Genomic DNA, 17,611 nt, shown 5'->3' on the forward strand with positions numbered 1-17,611 from the left:
AGTCAGGGCACCTTGCCCACGTAGATAACGGTGTCATAGTCGAAGCTGACGTGGTCGTCCTGCGCGCAGCTGTCGAACAGCTCCCGCAAGGCGTGCATCATCGGCTCATGGGAGGGGTGGCCAGCGCGCGGCGCATAGGACGATGACATCAACCTTCCGCTCAGTGCGTCGAAGTCGAGCCATTGGCCGTGGTCGAAACGACCCATGCCGAGATAACCGGCAGCGAACCATGCGCGCATCTGCGGCTCGTCGCCATAACGCTCGGCGACGCTGGTGTAGTCGGAGCCGTACTCCTTCAGCAGCGCTTCGTAGCCTTCAAGAAACGGCGTGCCGATGAGGCGGCGGGAATTCCAGATGATCGCGACCAGGCCACCCGGCTTGAGGATGCGCTGGAACTCGCGTCGCGCCGCATCCTGGTCGAACCAGTGGAACGCCTGCGCCACGATCACCAGGTCGACGCTGGCATCCTCCAGGCCGGTGGCGGTCGCATGACCATCGACGGCGCTGAAACGCGGATTGTCGCCCAGCCATTGCTCGGCCGCCGTGCGCATGGCCTCGTTCGGTTCCACCGCGATGACGCGATAGCCGCCGTCGAGAAAGAGCTTGCTGGAAATGCCGGTCCCGGCGCCCACGTCGGCCACCAGCCAGTGCGGATTGACGCCGTACTCGCGTTGCAGCCATTCAAGCATCGCGACGGGATAGTCCGGCCGGTAACGCACGTAGTCCGCGACGCGGTCGCTGAAGCGTTCCGTGGGTTTGAGATCACGCATGGTGTTCATCCCGACAGCAATTGGCCGCCATCCACGCACAGCGTCTGGCCGGTGATCCAGCTGGCGTAGGGCGAGGCGAGGAACAAGGCGGCGTGGGCGACTTCCTCCGGCTTGCCGTAGCGACCGAACGGAATCTTGGCTAGCGTCTGCTGGTATAGCTCCGGGGCATCGGTCTTGCGGCGATCCCACAAGCCATCCGGAAACTCGATCGAGCCCGGCGCGATCGCGTTGACGCGAATGCGGTGCTTCGCCAGCGACAGCGCCTGCGATGTCGTGTACTGGCTCAAGGCCGCTTTTATCGCTGCATACGGCGCGCCACGCACGGTCGGATGGAAGGCGGCAATCGACGAGGTGTGGAGAATGCTGGCGTGCGCCGAGGTCTTCAACAACGGCAAGGCCGCGTGCGAGGCGCGTACGGCCGCCATCAGGTCAACCTGGAAGCCGGCCAGCCAGCCATGGTCGTCATCGGTGAAGCCGTAGCCGCTGGCGTTGTTTACCAGTACGTCGATGCCGCCGAGCACTTGCGCGGCTTCCTCGATATACGACGTGACGGCGGTGGCATCCGCCAGATCGCAGCTGCGCGTATGTGCCGTGACGCCGTGAGCCGCAATGGCGTGGCGAACTTCATCGAGTGCCGCTTCGCCGCGCGCACACACTGATACCGCAGCGCCAGCCTCGGCAAAGGCCAGCGCCATGCTGCGGCCGATGCCCTTGCTGCCTCCGGCAACGACAACGCGGTAACCGTGGAAATCGAAGCTGGGGCGCAGGGGGAGAGTCATCGCGGCAGGTCAGGCTGGGTCGGCTAAGACGTGTGAAGGAAGACTTGCAGCGTGACGAAGGAAAGCAGCAGGAACACCACGCCATATAGTGTATAGGCCAGCGCCTGGGCAGCCTTGGCCAGGCCGGCACCGTGCAGCGCTCCCCCGGAAGCACGAATCCTCTTGAGCGCCAGGCGAGCACAGACGGAGGCGATCACCGCGCCAGCCAGCGGGAATGCCATGAAGTTCATCACGTTCAGTGACACCAGCGCCAAGCCCATCAGTGGCAACAGCGTCCATGCCAGGATGCCGAAGAGCAGGCTGACGATGGCCAGCATGCTGACCGTGGATGCCTCTTCAACCCGTCGTGCCTCGTCCATCGTCACAACTCCTGTCGTCGATGAGGGTGCCCCTGCGGATGTTTTCGAGACTGGCGCAGCCCGGAAGATACCGGGATGCGCCGTGCCGTGCCTTACAGGTCGAACTTGATGCCCTGCGCCAGCGGCAGCGAGTTCGAGTAGTTGATGGTATTAGTCTGGCGGCGCATGTAGACCTTCCAGGCGTCCGAGCCCGACTCGCGGCCACCGCCGGTTTCCTTCTCGCCACCGAACGCGCCACCGATTTCCGCACCGGACGTGCCGATGTTGACATTGGCGATGCCGCAGTCCGAGCCGGCAGCCGACAGGTACTGCTCGGCCGACTTCAGGTTCTGCGTGAAGATGGCCGAGGACAGGCCTTGCGGCACGCTGTTCTGTAGGTCGATCGCTTCATCGAGCGTCTTGAACGGGATGACATAAAGAATCGGCGCAAACGTCTCCGTCTGCACGACCTCGTCGCTGTTCTTCACGCCGGTGACGATGGTCGGCAACACGAAGTTGCCCGGGCGATCGCTAAGCGCGGCGCCGCCGGTGCGCACCGTACCGCCCGCGGCCTTGGCCTTTTCGACGGCGCCGAGGAAGGCTTGCACGGCGTCCTTGCTGTTGAGCGGACCCATCAAAGTGGTGGCCAGGGTCGGGTCGCCGATCTTGCCTTCGACCTGCTTGTAGGCAGTGACCAACTTGTCGGTCACGTCGCCGATGATCGACTCGTGCACGAACAGGCGACGCGTGCTGGTGCAACGCTGGCCGGCCGTACCGACCGCGCCGAACACGATAGCCGGAATGGCCAGCTTCAGGTCCGCGCTCTCGTCCAGGATGATGGCGTTGTTGCCGCCCAGCTCCAGCAGCGAGCGGCCCATGCGCTTGGCGACACGCTCGCCGACGTGGCGGCCGACCTTGGTCGAGCCGGTGAAGCTGATCAACGGAATGCGGTGATCGTCCACGAAGTGCTGGGACAGCTCGGTGCCGGCGTCGTTGAACAGGAAGAAGATGTCCGGGAAGCCAGCAGCGTTCAGCGCTTCATTGCAGATCTTCATGGAGGCGATGGCCGAGAGCGGCGTCTTCGGCGACGGCTTCCAGATGCAGATGTCGCCGCAGATCGCTGCCAGGAACGCATTCCACGCCCACACGGCGACCGGGAAGTTGAACGCGCTGATGATGCCGACCAGGCCCAGCGGCTGGTACTGCTCATACATGCGATGACCCGGGCGCTCCGAGTGCATGGTGTAGCCGTAGAGCATGCGGCTCTGGCCGACGGCGAAATCGGCGATGTCGATCATCTCCTGCACTTCGCCGTCGCCTTCGGGCTTGATCTTGCCCATTTCCAGCGCCACCAACGAACCCAGGGCGTGCTTGTGCTTGCGCAGCGCTTCGCCGCACAGGCGCACGGCTTCGCCGCGGCGCGGTGCCGGCGTGGTGCGCCAGGTCTTGAACGCTTCCTGCGCGCGCTTGACGATGATTTCGTAGTCCGCCGCGCTGGAGGCATGCACCGAGGCGATGACTTCGCCGGTGGCCGGATTCACCGGCTGCAGGGTGCCTGCGTCGGTGGTCTTGGACCATTCGCCCTGGCCGAGATACGTACCCGATTGCGAGTTGCCGAGACCGAGTGCGGTGAGGATTTCGTGCGACATGCTTAGCTCCGGACCAGGGCGCTGGGGGAAGGGCGCCGGGAATAAAACGGTCATTCTAGCAGGCGGGTCTGCGGGGCGGATCGCAGGGGCGGCTGATCCACCAGGGGCACGGTTTGGCCCCGGCAACCCGTGGCCAGGAGCGGCGCGAGGCAGCCGGTGCGGTCCCCGCCAGGAAACAGGCCGCCTCACAGCAGGGCGGCCTGGTCGAGCGTCGGTTATCCGTGATGCAGCGGGCCCCGCTGTGGCGCCTGGCTTCCGGGCCGGCGGAGCACGCCAATGGCCGCCGCGAATGCCAACCCTCGAGGCTGGGCGCCATGGGTTTTTCCCCATTTCCGGGCTTGCCCGGATGCGGGTGTTGGGCTGGCATCGGGCGTTACTGTGCACTGCGTCACATTATCGTGACCGCAATTCATTGCGTCGGCGTGCTCAATCCGGATGGGCTACGATAATCCCGCTTGAAACCAAAGGCCGGCGCATGCACAGGGGACATCGCCAGCCTGACTGATCAACGCGTGCACGATGGCGCCGTTAAGCGAGTCCGTCACGGGGTGGGGCATGGGGAACCGTCTAGGGTCGAGCATGTGGCTGCGCTACGTTGCGGTATCGCTGGCATTCGGGCTTGGCGGCGTGCTGTTCCGCTACCTCTCGATTCGGCACTGGATCATTCTCAGCGGCTTCCATGTCAGCGTGTTGCTGCTCACCCGCTATCGCTATTGGCCGGCGCTGCTGGCCGGCGAGGGGGCCCGGCTGGCTTACATCAGTTGGACCTGCATCGATCAGTTCGGACTGACCTGGTCCTTGTTGAACCTGCTGCCTTCCATCGCCTTCATCATGCCGCTGGTGTTCGTGTGCCGCGAGCGCTGGCATTTGTTTCCGACACGCACGACGGTGCACATCGGCGTGCTGCTTTCGACGGCCTTGCTGGCTGCCGGCATCATCACGCTCAACACCCTCGGGATGATTGCGGTCACGCCTTTCCCACCTGGCTATGTGGTTCATTGGGGCGAAGTTGCCGCCCAGGTCGTGCTTGGCAATTACCTCGGCATCCTGACCATTGCGCCGCTCGCCCTGCTACTCCATCAAAAGCTCAGCGCTGGATCCTGGCGTCGTCTTTGGCGCCGGGTCGGCGAGAGCCGCCTGGTGTTTGAAAGTGTGTTCCTGGTATTGCCGGTGCTGTCGCTGCTGGTGTGGGTGGGGCTGGATCAGCCCGCTACGCGTCAGTTCACCCAGGTGGCGATGTTCCTGCCCGTGGTGGCCTTGGCACTTCGGCATGGTTGGGCGGGTGCAGCAGTGGGTGGCAGTCTGGCCAGCGTTGCCCTGATGGTGCTGATGCCGCAGCGTAACGACCCCAGCACCCTCCAGGCCGAGGTGGTGATTGCGTTTGCCATTTCCACCATGTTGCTGGTGGGGGCGCGCATTGCCGTGCTCGATCGGCGCGCGGGCAACGAGCGCATCGATGTGCGCCAGGCCATAGCGCTGGCGCAACGCAACGTGCAAACCGGCGAACTGCAGCTGCTGATGACCTCGCAGGTGCTGGAGCAAATCCGCGAGACCGTGCATGCCACCTGCGCCATGATGCTGGCGAGCATGCGGCATTTGGCACCGGCGTTCGATGAGCGTCATTACCGTCGCCAGGCACTGATTGCGCAGGATCAACTCTATCGCTTGGCCGACAGCCTCTATCCGGTCGCGTGGAGGGAGCGTGGCTTGCCGGCCGCCCTACGCGAAGGAACGATTCCCCGTGTCCTGGGCGAGGTCGGCATCGGTTACTGGTGCGATTTGCGTGGGCCGCTCAACCTGCTGCCGCCAGCGATCCATATCGCGATCTACCGCATCACCTGCGAAGCCGTTTCCGAGGCCTGCGCGCAGAAAAACATCAGCGACATCGACTTGCGCCTGCGCTGCGGAGAGCGCCAGGGACGCTGCTGGATCGTGCTGCGCATCAGTTTCCGCGCGAACGCCGAGCACGTTGCGCGCATTCGTTGGGAAGACCTGCTGCCACGCGTCGTGCTGCGCACGACCAGCGGCCTGGGGCGTCAGGCCATCGAGGACAGGGCGGCAACGTTCGAAGGGCAGGTACGCGAGCGGACGTTTGGCGATAGCCGACAGATGAGCGTGATCCTCTACGCTCCGTCAACCGCTGGCGGCGCGTAACGCGGCCAGCGGTTGTCCAGCGATTTACTGATTGCGGATATTGCAATCGATGGGGTCGCACCCGTTCGCCGCGGCGGCAACGAGCTGCACGGTGCCGTCGGTCTGCGGCGTTGCCGTGATCTGCACCGAGCTGTCCTGATACACCGTGGACGGCTGCGCCGCGGGCGCTGCCCCGGTGGAGACGGCTGCGGGCTGCTGCGGCGTGGAAACGAGCTGCGCGAACGCACCGATCGGCAAGGTGATGAACTGGCCGTTCGCCGTGCCGACCGCGCCCAGCACGTTGCCGTTGAGATCGTTGATCTGGACGTATTTGATGCCGCCCAGCACAAACACATACGCATGCCAATTGGGGCTGGCACTCACGTCGGTGGCGTTCGGCCAAGACTGTCCGAGTCCAGTGGCCGGGGGTTGGGCAAGAGCCGTTCCCACGAGTCCGAACGACAGCAGCGCTGCGAGTGCGCCGCGGCGCAAACCTACCTTCGTCATGGTAATTCCCCTCTTAAAGTGGCGGTAGCGCCCCCTTTGGCGCCGAAGGAATGTAGCACCCCGGCTTGAACCGGGTCGTGCATGCCTCGTGATTCTGTCGAGCCGCCCCGGCATCACATGCTTCACTGCTGCCATGCATCCGACGGAACGCCGCGCGGTTTCGCTTTCGCCAACTCCCCGTTATCCTTTCCCGGTTGGCCCCGTAGCTCAGCTGGATAGAGCGACGCCCTCCTAAGGCGTAGGTCGCCCGTTCGAATCGGGCCGGGGTCGCCATTTCAAAGCCTGGCGCAAGCTGGGCTTTTTTGGGGACGCTCTTCAGCTTGATGCGCGTTTCCGTCGGGCGCCGGCGCTGCCATCCCGCATCCCTGGATCGTCGGTATGGCGATTGCGTTTGCAGTCGTTGCCCGGGCGCGTGCGAAAACGGCAAGCGCCTCGCCATTTTTCCATGCGGATAGCACGAAGAGCGCTCGCGCGATCGCAAGGGCAAGCTGGTCTTGCACGAAGGCGAGGGTGGCGGCTATCCGGTCAGGGAACCAGGCCGTGTTCGCGCGCGTAGGTGTAGATATCGAGGTCGCTGCGCAGGCCCAGTTTGCCCATGGCATCCATCTTTTGGCGGCTGATCGTCTTCACGCTGCGGTTGAGCTGGGTGGCGATTTCCGACACGGTGATGCCCGATGCAAACAAGCGCAGCACTTCCGTCTCCCGCTTGGAGAGGCTGGGTTGAGCCGTGGCGGCGCCTCCTGCGCGCGCGGCGTCCAGTGCCCTCTCGATACTCGTACTGACGTAGTAGCGATCATGCGAGACCGCCTGGACAGCAAGCGTCAGCTCGGTCAGTGCATCGGACTTGTTGAGCAGGCCGCGTACACCCGCGGCGAGGATGGAGCTCAGCACGCCCGCGTTACTGACCATGGTAAGCACGATGATAGGGAGGCCTGGCCAGCGCCGCTCGATCAATCCAAGCATGTTCAGGCCATCCGCGACCTGGCCGCCAGGCATGCTGAAGTCCGTTATGACCAGGTCGCAGGACTGCTGTTCCAGGGCGTGGACCAATTCGTCAGGCGAGCCCACATCGACGATCACGGCGCCATTCAAGCTACCCTCAAGCAGCATGCGGACCCCACTCCGCACGATAGGGTGATCGTCGGCCAGAATGATGCGTAAGGTCACGGTTCCCCCCGGGTTGGCGCCGGCTTGACCTCAAGGGTAACTGATTTTGCAATGCAGCAAATCAGTGAATTGCCTACAAAAGCTTAGGTCATCTTCAGACAAATCTGATGGAGGGTGCGTAGGGGGGACAAGTAAGCTTCGGACTTCGCGAGCACGTTCGACTCTTGAGCGCATCCATGAACGCAAACGTCGGCTCTTGCGGTAGCAGGCAAATCAACACTCCGGTGCTTCCGCGAGGCGCCATGGGTAGGCCTTGGGGAGGCTGGCTGAAATGCCTGGTGCTGTGCTGGTCGCTAGGCGCGTGGGCTACCGCTCTCGCCGGTCAGAGTGAAGTCGCACAAAGCAGTGCGGCGGCCCATGACAGGGTGGTAACGAATACTCCGATCCGGCTCACGCCGGAGGAAGAGGCTTGGCGGGACGCTCATCCCGTGATCGAGGTGGCGGTCCTGGCCGGTGACCAGCTACCCATGCAGGCCTGGGTCGCCGGCCGGCCTGCCGGCTTTGCGGTCGACTACGCGCGCCTCCTGGCCGGTCGGCTCGGGATGCGCCTGGAGTTTCGTCCGTTTACCAATCTTGAGGCGGTCGCCTTTGGCGGCTCATCCGAACCACCGCCTTTCGACCTGCTGCTAGGTCTGGTGAAGAGCGAAGTCGGCGAGGGGCGTTTCGACTTCCTGACGCCTTATGAGACCGGACCGCTGATCCTGGTCACGCGCAAGGGCGATGAACAGATTCGCGACGAGCACGACCTGAATCATACGCGCATTGTCATCGAGCGACCTTTCCGCAACCTCGCCGTCCAGTTGGCAGAGCGCTACCCGCAGGCGACTCAGGTATTTGCGAACGACGGGCGCCAGGCGATGGACATGTTGACGGCGGGCCAGGCCGATGCGTATCTCGGCACGCCGTTGGCGCGTGTACGCGCGCTGTTGAACGAGCGCGCCAGTGACGATCTCGCCGTCATGACACCGACCAGTTTTCCAGCACTATCCATCGCCATGGCGATACTGCATGGGCATCCCATGCTGGTGCAGCTTCTGCGCAAGGCCGAGGCCAGCGTGGCCGCCGAGGACTTGGACAGCTTGCGCGAACGCTGGGGTCTGGCTGGCGACGTCAACCTGCCGACGCCAGCGGCGGCTGGCCTGAGTGCGGACGATCGGAGCTTGCTGAAGGCGCTGCCGCCGTTGCGCGTCGGCTTCGAGACCGATCGGTTTCCCTACACGTTTCTCAATGGCCAGGGGCACTTCGACGGCCTGGCCGCAGACTATGTAGAGATCCTGCGGCAAGAACTCGGCCTGCGCATCCAACCGGTTCCCGCAAACGATTCCGCATCGTTGCAGCGCATGGTCCGCGCGAACGAAGTGGACATGGTGGTGGCTGCCATGCCGGAAGATTTCCGCGTCGAGGACATGATATTCAGCCGTCCCTACGAGCACTTCCCCGAAGTCATCGTTGCCAACGCCAACAACCGCAGCATCGCCGGCCCCGAGGATCTCGCCGAACACGTGGTCGCGGCGCGCGAAGAGACCGTGCCGCGGCTGCAGCTACTCATGCCGCATAGTCGCTTGCTTCCGGTAGGCAGCAATGAGGCCGGCCTGGGGCTGGTAGCGGCGGGCAGGGCCGACGCCTATATCGGCACGCTTCCAGCGATCGACAATTTGATTCGCAATCGCTACACGACCTTGCGCATCATGGGGCCGTCTGGCGACGACCAGGATTTCACCGTGGGGCTCAACCGGCGCTACGGTCATCTGATGCCGTTGATCAATCGCCTGTTGGCGGGCGTGAAAGACCGCCAGCGCATGGCCATCCGCAGTCGTTGGCTGACGACGGAATATTATTATGGCGTGCCCTGGAAATGGGTGGTGCTCGGCATCCTCGTCGCCGTCGCGATACTGGCGATCATCGGCTTCGCGTATACGCGCCTGCGCCGCTTGATGCGTGCGCGCGAGCTGGCCGAACAGGAGCTCGCCCTCCAGCTCGCGTTCCAGCAGGCCCTGCTGGAATCCATTCCTTACCCGGTGTTCGTCAAGGACGCGGAAGGGCGTTATATCGCAGTCAACCGGGCGTACGAGACGATGTTCGAGTGCTCGCGCACCGACTTGCTCGGGCGAACGCTGATCGAGACGCGACATGCCAGGGACCTGGATGCGGAGGCGCTGCATCAGGCGGACATGGAAGTCTTGAGCCAGGGCGGCGAAATTCGCCGGGAACTTCACCTGAGCACCCTGCGAGGTACGGATACCGCGCGCGATGTGCTGCTGTGGCTACACACCTTCCTGCGCGGATCGGATCAAGGTGTTGGTTTGCTTGGAACCGTGGTCGATGTGAGCGATCTGCGCAAGGCGGAGGCCCGTGCCACCGCGTCGGAACAGCGGCTGCACGATACCAACGACAGCTTGCCGGGCGTCGTTTTGCGAGCCCGCTACAGCGTGGATGGCAACGCCACTTATGAGTACATCAGTGGGCCGGTAGAAGCGCTACTTGGCCTGACCTACGAGGAGATGATGCAAGGCCCCCGGCGCCCCTTCGACGTCATGCCGCTCGAGGACAGGCCGCTGGTGCAAGAGACGATCGAACAGCTGCTGGCAGGTCGTGCCCCGGAAAAAGTGGAGTTCCGCGTCAACACGGCCACGGGTGTCCGCTGGGTCCGCGCCTCGGTCGGCATGCCGCGCTCGGAGGCGCCCGGCACGGTGTCCTGCAGCATCTTCTGTACCGACATCACCCGCGAAAAGGAGCAGGCGCAGGCGCTGGTCGAGGCCAAGGCGGTTGCAGAGGCGGCCGTGGCCGCCAAAAGCGCGTTTCTGGCGATGATGAGTCACGAGATCCGCACGCCGATGGCCGGCGTGCTCGGCTTGATCGAATTGCTCGACAAGACGCCGCTGGATCGCGAACAAGCACACATGATCGACATGGTGCATGACTCGGCCGGTGTGCTGCTGCAGATCCTGGATGACATCCTCGATTTTTCCCGGATCGAGGCCGGTCGCTTGATCCTGGACATCCATCCCTTCGACCTGCGTGCCCTGGCCGATGGTGTGCTCGGTTTGTTTGCTTCGCGCGCGCAGGAGAAAGGTGTCCGTTTGTACGCCGTGCTCGATTGGCGGCTCGCCGCGGAATATCAGGGTGATATGACCCGGGTGCGGCAGATCATCACCAACCTGCTCAGCAACGCACTCAAGTTCACCGAGAAGGGCCATGTCGAACTGCGCATCGAGTTTCTCGGCGAATCGGCGGAAGGTCATCGCCTGAGCATTGCCGTGATGGATACCGGCATTGGCATCTCCGAAGAGCAGCTTGGGCGATTGTTTCACCCCTTCGTGCAGGCCGAGATTTCCACGACAAGACGCTACGGCGGTACCGGCCTCGGACTGAGCATCAGCAATCACCTTGCCCAGATGATGGGGGGACAAGTCCGTTTGACCAGCGCCGTGGGTTTTGGCACGCAGGCGACGTTTGAAGTCCTGTTGCCCGTGCAGCGTGCGCTGCAGCCGCAACCGGCGATGGCCGGCAAGGCGGCGCTGCTTTGTACGCGGGACCTCATGCTCGAACGAGAACTTTCCAACGTGTTCTCCGCCATGGGCATGAGTGTCGTCGGTGCGGACGCGAACGACCTCGGCGACTTTTCGGCGAACGATGTGGACCTGTTTGCCGTCGATGCGGATCTGGCCCGCGGTGGCGTACTGCCGGATGGCGCGCGCGTGATCCAGTTGATCGACTCGCCCGATCCGCGTGGTTTCTACGTGGATGATGGCCAGGTGAAGCTTAGCGGCCATCCGCTGCTGTGGCGATCCGCGGTGGAGGCATGCCACGCCGTACTTGGCTTGACCATGCCGCAACGCACGGCGGCTTCGGCGACTGCCGTCGCCACCCACGCGGCCCGCATTCTTGTTGCGGAAGACCATCCGACCAATCGTGCCGTCATCAGTCGACAGCTGGAACGTCTGGGCTACACGCATACGATCGTCGAAAACGGCCTGCAGGCGCTCGAGGCCTTGGCAAGCGAGCACTACGACCTGCTCATTACCGATTGCCATATGCCCGTGCTGGACGGGTTTGCGTTGGCGCGACGCATCCGCGAACGCGAGAAGGGCGGCGCCAGTCGGCTGCCGATCGTCGCGTTGTCGGCCAGCGCCTTGCCTGAAGAAGTCACCCGTTGTCGCGCTGCCGGCATGGACGAGTTCCTTGCCAAACCGGTCAAGCTCGACGATCTCGGTGCCATGTTGTCGGCGTGTCTGGCGCATCTGCCATCCGAGCGTCCTCGCGCTGAGGTCAGCGGCGCTGCTAACACCAACCCGCGCATTCGCACGCTGCTGGAAGTATTTGGCTCCACCCAGCAGGTCACGCATGTGCTGCGCGGACTGCTTGATGCCAGCCGCAAGGACCTCATGGCGCTCGACCAAGCCGTGCAGCGCGATGATCGTGAAGCGCAGCGCGACATCCTGCACCGCATTCATGGCGCGCTTCGCCTGCTTGGCGACAACGCCGATGAATCCGCCGGCGAAGACGCAACGCAACGCCAGGCGCTGGTCGGTCGCCTCGACGCCCTGGAAGCGCTGCTGGAAGAGCTCGAGCGCCACCAGCCAAACTAAAAACGCCGAGACACGCTGGTCGGCACGCTTCACTTGCCGAGACGGTCATTCGCCGCCGGCCCGGATCGCCGTGGTCGTGATCGATATCACCGCGGCTCAGCCCGCTGCGCCTGAGTGCCACCGCCCCAGACCGTGGCCCATGACCTTTGTCACGTTTGCCCGGGAGTCAGCTCGCCGTAACCTTCGCATATTGGTGATTCCCCGCACCACCCGCGACAGCGCACGCCTATTGACGAAGCCAAGACCTTCGCTGCGTACGTGTGCCTGTCCTGAAAAGGAGTTCTTGCATGGCCGTACTCGTTGGCATCTATCTGGTGCAGTCCGTCTCCATTGAAGTTCAGCTTGATGGCGGGCCTGCGTGGATCGGCGCGTGGAGCGTATCGCGTTCACCCTCTGGCAATCGCGACGACTGGGAAGTGCTGACGGATGCCACGACGTCGCAAAGTTTTGCGAGCGCCGAGTGTGCCCGCCATGCCGGCGAGGAGGAAGGCGCGGCCCTGGCGCGTCTGCTGCAAGGAGACGACTGCCTCGAGCCGTTGCCGTGGTGCATGGAGCCCTCGTGGCACGCAGCCCAGGATGTCTCTCCGGCAACGGTACTAAGCGCATCGCGGCGTTGCCGAACGTTCGAAGTGACGGCGACTACAGTTCGCTCGCGCTATCTGCACTAGGGATTTTCAGATGGTGCTCGTCATCCCAGCGCAGGCTGGACAAGCGCGAAGCGCGCAGAATGCCCGAAGGGCGGCCCCATAGGGGCGAGCGAAGCGAGTCATCCAGCGCCTCTAAATCGTTGGATGCAAGGGCGCTGGGTGACCAGCTTCGCTGTAGTAAGGCGCCGCAGGAATGACTAGCAAAAAGCCGCTTAATCAGAGCATCCCCAGCTTGCTGGGTGATGGGGCGGCTGCGAGGTTTCTGTTCATGCCTGACATTCAGGAGGCAGGCATCCTCGTGTGGACCGGGTGGGCGCATGTCGGCATTCGCTCCTCCCGGCGTTTTCGACCACGCCTTCGAAACACATCGACACCTGCCTGCGCTTGGCGTCAAGCGAATCCGCCGCCCACGACCAGCGAACCCCTTTCGCTCGCGCAGGCATGGGTGTGAATTTCTCGTGACCAACACGGCCTGCTCCTCGGTCACCAAACGTTCGCGCAGCATGGGGTAAAGAGTCGCTCGTCACGGATGACGCCCGTCAAACCGGCCGCATAAATCCCCCATCTTGGTTGCGAGGTATGTCCATGCGAAGCATAGCCACGACGCTACTCACTACCGCACTGCTGATATCGGGTGCCGCTCTTGCTCAAAACGCCGGCCAAGCGCCGATGGGCCCTGGCAGTGGCGCAGCGGGTGCGGGGCTCTCGACGACGTGTCAGTTCACGAAAGGGCCGAAGGCGGGTCAGACGCAGCATCAGCCACCCGGGACGCCAGGCGTGACGCCTACGCCGATTGGTCAGGGTTGCACCGATGGGCACAAAAGCTATGGCGTTGCGATAGCCGACGCCCCCACGAAGTCTTCGGGCAGCCACATCATCGAGGGCGGCAGCGGGACCATCGAGCCCAATGACGGCTACTCCAGCACCTGCCAGTTCGACAGCGGGCCAAGGGCGGGTCAGGTACAACATTGGGAGCGGAGCACGCCCGGCCTGGCGCTAGTGGCGATTGGCCAGGGTTGCACCGATGGCCAGGACAGCCACGGCATCGCGATCCCTGACCCTGAGGGTTAAAGGGGAGGCTTGAGGGGTGAGGGCAGGGGGCGGTCAGTGGCCGCTCCCATGCGTTCACTGCCGTTGAGCCCGCGCAAGGCAGGAGCGCTTAAACGCGAACCCGCGGCCTCTCTCCTCGAAAGCGGTACTTGGCTGGCCTATTTGTAGGCCGGCCAAGCTCCCTCTTAAGCGGATCTCAAAAGGCCGTCCTATTTCCCGTCATTCCCGCGAAAGCGGGAATCCAGAGCCTTTGTGTGTTCAGTGGGTTGAGCGTCACTAGATTCCCGCCTTCGCGGGAATGACGAGTTTCTCGAGGTTCCCCGAAAGAGTGTGAGCGCGCAGAGAACCAAGTCAGAGCCGGCTTCCACAAGCGCGCCCGGCTCAGTGCGACAGGAAAGAGATATCACCCCACGCGGCTGAAGCGGCCGCGACCCGCTTCCCGTGTCACGCGATCGGATATGCCGCAACGGCAATCCCTGACAGGCGGCAATCCTTGCCTTTGCTACTTTCGGCGCGTCACTCGCGGCGTTCTTTGGTTTGGGCTACGCGAGTGACCATGGCAGCAATGTCATGAGGCGCGGGCCGCAGGTGGTGGAACACCTACGACCCGCTAACCATCACCAACTGACGAAGAGTTGATCATGGCTGTCCACGATCATACGGCACCCGCACGCCTGTCTTTTCCCTCCTTGGGTGACCCGTTCATCGCCTCGCCCGCCGCCGATCCCATGGCGCAAGGCCCCCAGGCACACTCGCCATGCCACGCTACCCTCGACGATGTTGCACTAGCGCACTACGCGCTGGCGCAGCTGTGGTTTGAAGACGAGCAGTATCGCGTGGCTAAGGCTAGGTGTTTGCCGCGCCAAGCCCATACATGGCCACTTCCACCGCTGTTCAAGGACGGAGTGTCCATGGCGATCCGGTGCCTGGAGCAGTACGCCAAACAGCTCAGCGACGAGCAGGCGATGAACGAGTAAGCGCGTCCTTGTGATCGTTCTCGCGGTGCATCGGCCGATTCGGCGATGCACCGCACCTTGGTGACGACTTACTCCTGAATACAGATTTGCCCTACACAGATTGGCGCCAGCGCTTATCTGTCGTTTCGCCATGCCTTACGCAGATTTTCCTGCATGAACTTATCCAGCCGAGCGCCGTGTGAGCACGCGGGAACGTCCGTGCCATCAGTCGGATCCCTCACAGTTGGCCGTTGTCCTTATGGCCCGGGCGTAACCGGCGCCCTGCGCCAACGCTTCCAACCCCAAGCGCCGACGGGCGCGACAACCACCGCCCAAAGCCATTGCCAGTTGTTCGTTACGAAGCCGGTGACCCGCTGCATGGTGGTCACCTCCACATTGATTTCTCGATCAAATGTGCGCATCACCCGCTCAGAGGGCGTGCCGTCAACGTTGATGATCGCGGACAATGTCAGGTGCAGCGGATGCTGTCCCGATTGCGTCGGCACGACGTCCCACGCCCACTCAACCGTCTCGGCAGTTCCGATGGGCTGGCGTTCGGGACTGATCGCCGTGATCTCAAATTGCGGGCCGCTAAGGCGGGCTTCCATCTGCTCCGCTATCTTGATGCTCGCGCCTTGCTTCGTTCCTGGCGAGGCGATCTCCGATGTCAGCTGCTCTACGGTCTTCTTCATATCCAGCAACAACTGGACGTGGGCTGTTTGCTGCAGATTGAGCGTGGCGGGTGTGTTGAAAGCGATTTGACCCGTCGGCAACGAATTGAGCACCTGATCAACAGCCGCGAAAGCTAGGTTCGGATCCTCGTGTGTAACCGGCGGCGGGGGTGGAGGCGGGGGCGGCACGGACCCGCCGGGGTGCGCAGACCCAGGTGGAGCGGATCCATTGGCTACGGGCGGGGATCCGGTGGGTGAGGGTGGGCTTGTCGCTGCAGTTGATGCTGGCGCCGTCGCTGGGGGCGGCGGGGCCTCAGCTACAGGCGGGGGCGAGGCGTTGTTACCCGAAGGTGCCGAGCATGCCGCCAATAACGCACCGATGGTAATGACACCTGCGACGAGGAGCTTCGACAGGATGGCCGATGCTGCTTCAAACAATCCATTTTTCGCGCCCATATGCCGCCGCTCCTCGCGATAGTGAGGGGTACCTGCATTTGCGATCCTGTGGGATCGGGGCGATAGGAAAATCATCCTCCTAGAGGCTGAGGCTAGCTAGTGCCGGGCCCTGACCTAGGTGGGTTGGGTCGTGGTCGGTGTGCCCAAGTGGCAGGAACGGAGAAGCGCCGGGGGAGCCTGTAGGCGTCCCTCGATTCCCGGTGGAAGCAGACCTTCCACAAGCCTAGCGGACCTGAGCCAAACGGGCAGCTACAAGCACCACGTCACCTGAGAGTACGCGTGGTTCACATTCGATCGCCTGGCCTGGCAAGAACTTCCATTCCTCTTGGCTTGGAACAATCCCCAGAAGTTCGTAGTTCGAATCCCCTAGGCGGCGCGCTGCGACAGGGCGCCAGGCATCGGTTCCTTCGTTCAACAGCGCTACGTAAACAGTCGGCATGGTGGCGACCGTCCCTCTCAGCTTAGGTCTGCTCTGGGTCGAAAGCGGACAGTTTAGACGCCCAGCGGGGACGTCATCTTCCTACCTAGATATTTGTCCCCAGCTTTGGTCAGCTTCCAATACTTCCAGTGCGATTTGGACATGCTGAAAGGCAGTTTGTCCTGCACGCTTTTAACCGCGATCGGAAGTTCAGGATCTCCTGGCTCAAAAGGAAAATTCAGGAACAAATTCATACTGCTTCGGTCGGATATCCGCGTATACACCACCGACCGCCCCAGAGCCTCACCATAGCCACTCACCTGGAAGTGCGAATACGACGAAGGGTCTTGATGGGGCCAGGGCACGCCACTCTTGCAATCAATAAGCTTGATGACGCGGTGTGCAGTCACGCAGAGCGGCTGCATTCCATGCTGATGTGTGGGCAGCGAACCCAAGGATCCGAGGAAATCGACCTGATTCGCTACGTCCGACTCTGGTATGGACCAGGAGTACTCCAAAGCACTCCCAAGCGTCTTCTCCTTCGCCGTGCCGTACGTATTGTTGAATCGGCGGAAGAGGAACTGAGTCCATTCTCTAGGAATTCCTGCCTCCTCGCCTGATAGCAGGTTTACGGTGAACCGTAGTTCCGACGGGTCGATAGTGCAGCTGTCCAAGAATGACTGGACTTGTGCCAAGGCCGTCTGCGGATTGCGAGTTCGCAGATGGTGCGCCCCTCCGCTCCCTACCGGTAGTCCGTCATACGTCACAACTGATTTTGCGAGCATCCTGCCTCCGGCATCGTATTGTTCTAACTCAGACCCGCTTACGTCCGCCTTGGGTCGGAAGCGGACGCTTAACCTTCATCCCCGGGTGCCCGTTTGGCACGCGTTTTTCCCCGGAGAGGACGATGGAGTCTGATCAAACTGCCTGGAATAGAAAATAACTAATGGAGTCGATTGAAGTAGTTTCCTTCATAATCTCGCTCCACGCTTTCGTGGCTATCAAATTCGAAGTCGACTTGGATCGACCCCTTATCCCCTCTGCCTGCTTTTTCCAGCTCATCAAAGACGGCTGATCTTATTTCTTCCGCCAACCCTGACTTCGCGGCCTCATCGATTTCTCGGTCCCAACGATAAAAAACGTACACCCCAAAGGTGCGTGATCGAGGTGAATAGAGCACAAATAGTTCATGCAACCCCTTGCTCTTAACACGCATCAATACTTGAGCACGGACCTCACTCAAACCCTGATCGTTTTTTCCCATCGCGGCTTTCGCTCGGGCAAAGTCTTCTTTGGATGGGATGTTCTTGTCGCTCATCTGACGCCCCCATGTCCCCTTACTCGCCTCAGGAATGTCCGTATATGGACTCCTCTCCTTTGCCAAGCATCCCCTAGCTCTGGCGTCCGTGTCGACTGCACACGTATATCCGGCCTCTAGATGCTGCACCGCAGGGCGGTGCCGGGCCACGATGAGCTAGTCG

14 protein-coding genes and 1 tRNA gene are annotated in these 17,611 nt (G+C 62.6%); 6 read left to right on the forward strand and 9 right to left on the reverse strand.

The window, feature by feature from the left end:
* Nucleotides 1-2 precede the first annotated feature (2 nt).
* The 4 genes from OUZ49_RS19025 to amaB form a co-directional block, all read right to left on the reverse strand.
* The gene (locus OUZ49_RS19025) at nt 3-770 is read right to left on the reverse strand and encodes a class I SAM-dependent methyltransferase (protein ID WP_266152186.1); all 768 of its coding nucleotides are present in this window, start codon (nt 768-770) and stop codon (nt 3-5) included.
* Between the two features lie 5 nt (nt 771-775).
* Nucleotides 776-1,549 (reverse strand): SDR family NAD(P)-dependent oxidoreductase, encoded by a 774-nt coding sequence (locus OUZ49_RS19030; protein ID WP_266152187.1) that lies wholly within the window; start codon nt 1,547-1,549, stop codon nt 776-778.
* A gap of 23 nt (nt 1,550-1,572) precedes the next feature.
* Nucleotides 1,573-1,908: a hypothetical protein gene (locus OUZ49_RS19035; protein ID WP_266152189.1), complete on the reverse strand. Its 336-nt coding sequence runs from the start codon at nt 1,906-1,908 to the stop codon at nt 1,573-1,575.
* Between the two features lie 92 nt (nt 1,909-2,000).
* Nucleotides 2,001-3,536 (reverse strand): L-piperidine-6-carboxylate dehydrogenase, encoded by a 1,536-nt coding sequence (amaB, locus tag OUZ49_RS19040; protein WP_266152190.1) that lies wholly within the window; start codon nt 3,534-3,536, stop codon nt 2,001-2,003.
* 579 nt (nt 3,537-4,115) lie between these two features.
* Between amaB and OUZ49_RS19045 the strand changes: the two genes are divergently transcribed.
* On the forward strand, nt 4,116-5,690 hold the full coding sequence (locus tag OUZ49_RS19045; RefSeq protein ID WP_266152191.1) for an MASE1 domain-containing protein: 1,575 nt from the start codon (nt 4,116-4,118) through the stop codon (nt 5,688-5,690).
* 24 nt (nt 5,691-5,714) lie between these two features.
* Here the strand turns inward: OUZ49_RS19045 and OUZ49_RS19050 are convergent, their stop codons facing one another.
* Nucleotides 5,715-6,176, reverse strand: coding sequence for a hypothetical protein (locus OUZ49_RS19050; RefSeq protein ID WP_266152192.1), 462 nt, complete (start codon nt 6,174-6,176; stop codon nt 5,715-5,717).
* Nucleotides 6,177-6,372: 196 nt separating this feature from the next.
* On the opposite strand from OUZ49_RS19050, the gene OUZ49_RS19055 reads away from it, so the two are divergent.
* A tRNA-Arg gene (locus OUZ49_RS19055) sits at nt 6,373-6,449 on the forward strand.
* A gap of 252 nt (nt 6,450-6,701) precedes the next feature.
* Here the strand turns inward: OUZ49_RS19055 and OUZ49_RS19060 are convergent.
* Entirely contained in the window at nt 6,702-7,343 is a 642-nt protein-coding gene (locus tag OUZ49_RS19060; RefSeq protein ID WP_266152193.1) for a response regulator, read from the reverse strand.
* Between the two features lie 428 nt (nt 7,344-7,771).
* Between OUZ49_RS19060 and OUZ49_RS19065 the strand changes: the two genes are divergently transcribed.
* From OUZ49_RS19065 to OUZ49_RS19080, 4 genes are all read left to right on the forward strand, one after another.
* The gene (locus tag OUZ49_RS19065; RefSeq protein ID WP_266152194.1) at nt 7,772-11,932 is read left to right on the forward strand and encodes an ATP-binding protein; all 4,161 of its coding nucleotides are present in this window, start codon (nt 7,772-7,774) and stop codon (nt 11,930-11,932) included.
* Nucleotides 11,933-12,219: 287 nt separating this feature from the next.
* The gene (locus OUZ49_RS19070; RefSeq protein ID WP_266152195.1) at nt 12,220-12,600 is read left to right on the forward strand and encodes a hypothetical protein; all 381 of its coding nucleotides are present in this window, start codon (nt 12,220-12,222) and stop codon (nt 12,598-12,600) included.
* 756 nt (nt 12,601-13,356) lie between these two features.
* Nucleotides 13,357-13,650, forward strand: a complete 294-nt coding sequence (locus tag OUZ49_RS19075; protein WP_266152196.1) for a hypothetical protein — start codon at nt 13,357-13,359, stop codon at nt 13,648-13,650.
* 620 nt (nt 13,651-14,270) lie between these two features.
* Complete coding sequence (locus OUZ49_RS19080) at nt 14,271-14,606, forward strand: hypothetical protein (protein WP_266152197.1); 336 nt, start codon at nt 14,271-14,273, stop codon at nt 14,604-14,606.
* Between the two features lie 236 nt (nt 14,607-14,842).
* Here OUZ49_RS19080 and OUZ49_RS19085 read toward each other — a convergent pair whose 3' ends face one another.
* From OUZ49_RS19085 to OUZ49_RS19095, 3 genes are all read right to left on the reverse strand, one after another.
* Nucleotides 14,843-15,370 carry a hypothetical protein gene (locus OUZ49_RS19085; RefSeq protein ID WP_266152198.1) on the reverse strand — a complete coding sequence of 176 codons (528 nt, stop codon included), beginning with the start codon at nt 15,368-15,370 and terminating at the stop codon, nt 14,843-14,845.
* An 834-nt stretch (nt 15,371-16,204) separates the two neighbouring features.
* Complete coding sequence (locus OUZ49_RS19090; protein ID WP_266152199.1) at nt 16,205-16,825, reverse strand: hypothetical protein; 621 nt, start codon at nt 16,823-16,825, stop codon at nt 16,205-16,207.
* A 248-nt stretch (nt 16,826-17,073) separates the two neighbouring features.
* Nucleotides 17,074-17,448 (reverse strand): hypothetical protein, encoded by a 375-nt coding sequence (locus tag OUZ49_RS19095; protein WP_266152200.1) that lies wholly within the window; start codon nt 17,446-17,448, stop codon nt 17,074-17,076.
* Between the last annotated feature and the right edge of the window lie 163 nt (nt 17,449-17,611).

The organism is Dyella halodurans (assembly GCF_026283925.1).
GTDB lineage: Bacteria > Pseudomonadota > Gammaproteobacteria > Xanthomonadales > Rhodanobacteraceae > Dyella > Dyella halodurans.

Coding starts and splice junctions, on each gene's coding strand:
- OUZ49_RS19025 (WP_266152186.1), bottom strand. CDS start 770: ATGCGTGATCTCAAACCCACGGAACGCTTCAGCGACCGCGTCGCGGAC.
- OUZ49_RS19030 (WP_266152187.1), bottom strand. CDS start 1,549: ATGACTCTCCCCCTGCGCCCCAGCTTCGATTTCCACGGTTACCGCGTT.
- OUZ49_RS19035 (WP_266152189.1), bottom strand. CDS start 1,908: ATGGACGAGGCACGACGGGTTGAAGAGGCATCCACGGTCAGCATGCTG.
- amaB (WP_266152190.1), bottom strand. CDS start 3,536: ATGTCGCACGAAATCCTCACCGCACTCGGTCTCGGCAACTCGCAATCG.
- OUZ49_RS19045 (WP_266152191.1), top strand. CDS start 4,116: ATGTGGCTGCGCTACGTTGCGGTATCGCTGGCATTCGGGCTTGGCGGC.
- OUZ49_RS19050 (WP_266152192.1), bottom strand. CDS start 6,176: ATGACGAAGGTAGGTTTGCGCCGCGGCGCACTCGCAGCGCTGCTGTCG.
- OUZ49_RS19070 (WP_266152195.1), top strand. CDS start 12,220: ATGGCCGTACTCGTTGGCATCTATCTGGTGCAGTCCGTCTCCATTGAA.
- OUZ49_RS19080 (WP_266152197.1), top strand. CDS start 14,271: ATGGCTGTCCACGATCATACGGCACCCGCACGCCTGTCTTTTCCCTCC.
- OUZ49_RS19095 (WP_266152200.1), bottom strand. CDS start 17,448: ATGAGCGACAAGAACATCCCATCCAAAGAAGACTTTGCCCGAGCGAAA.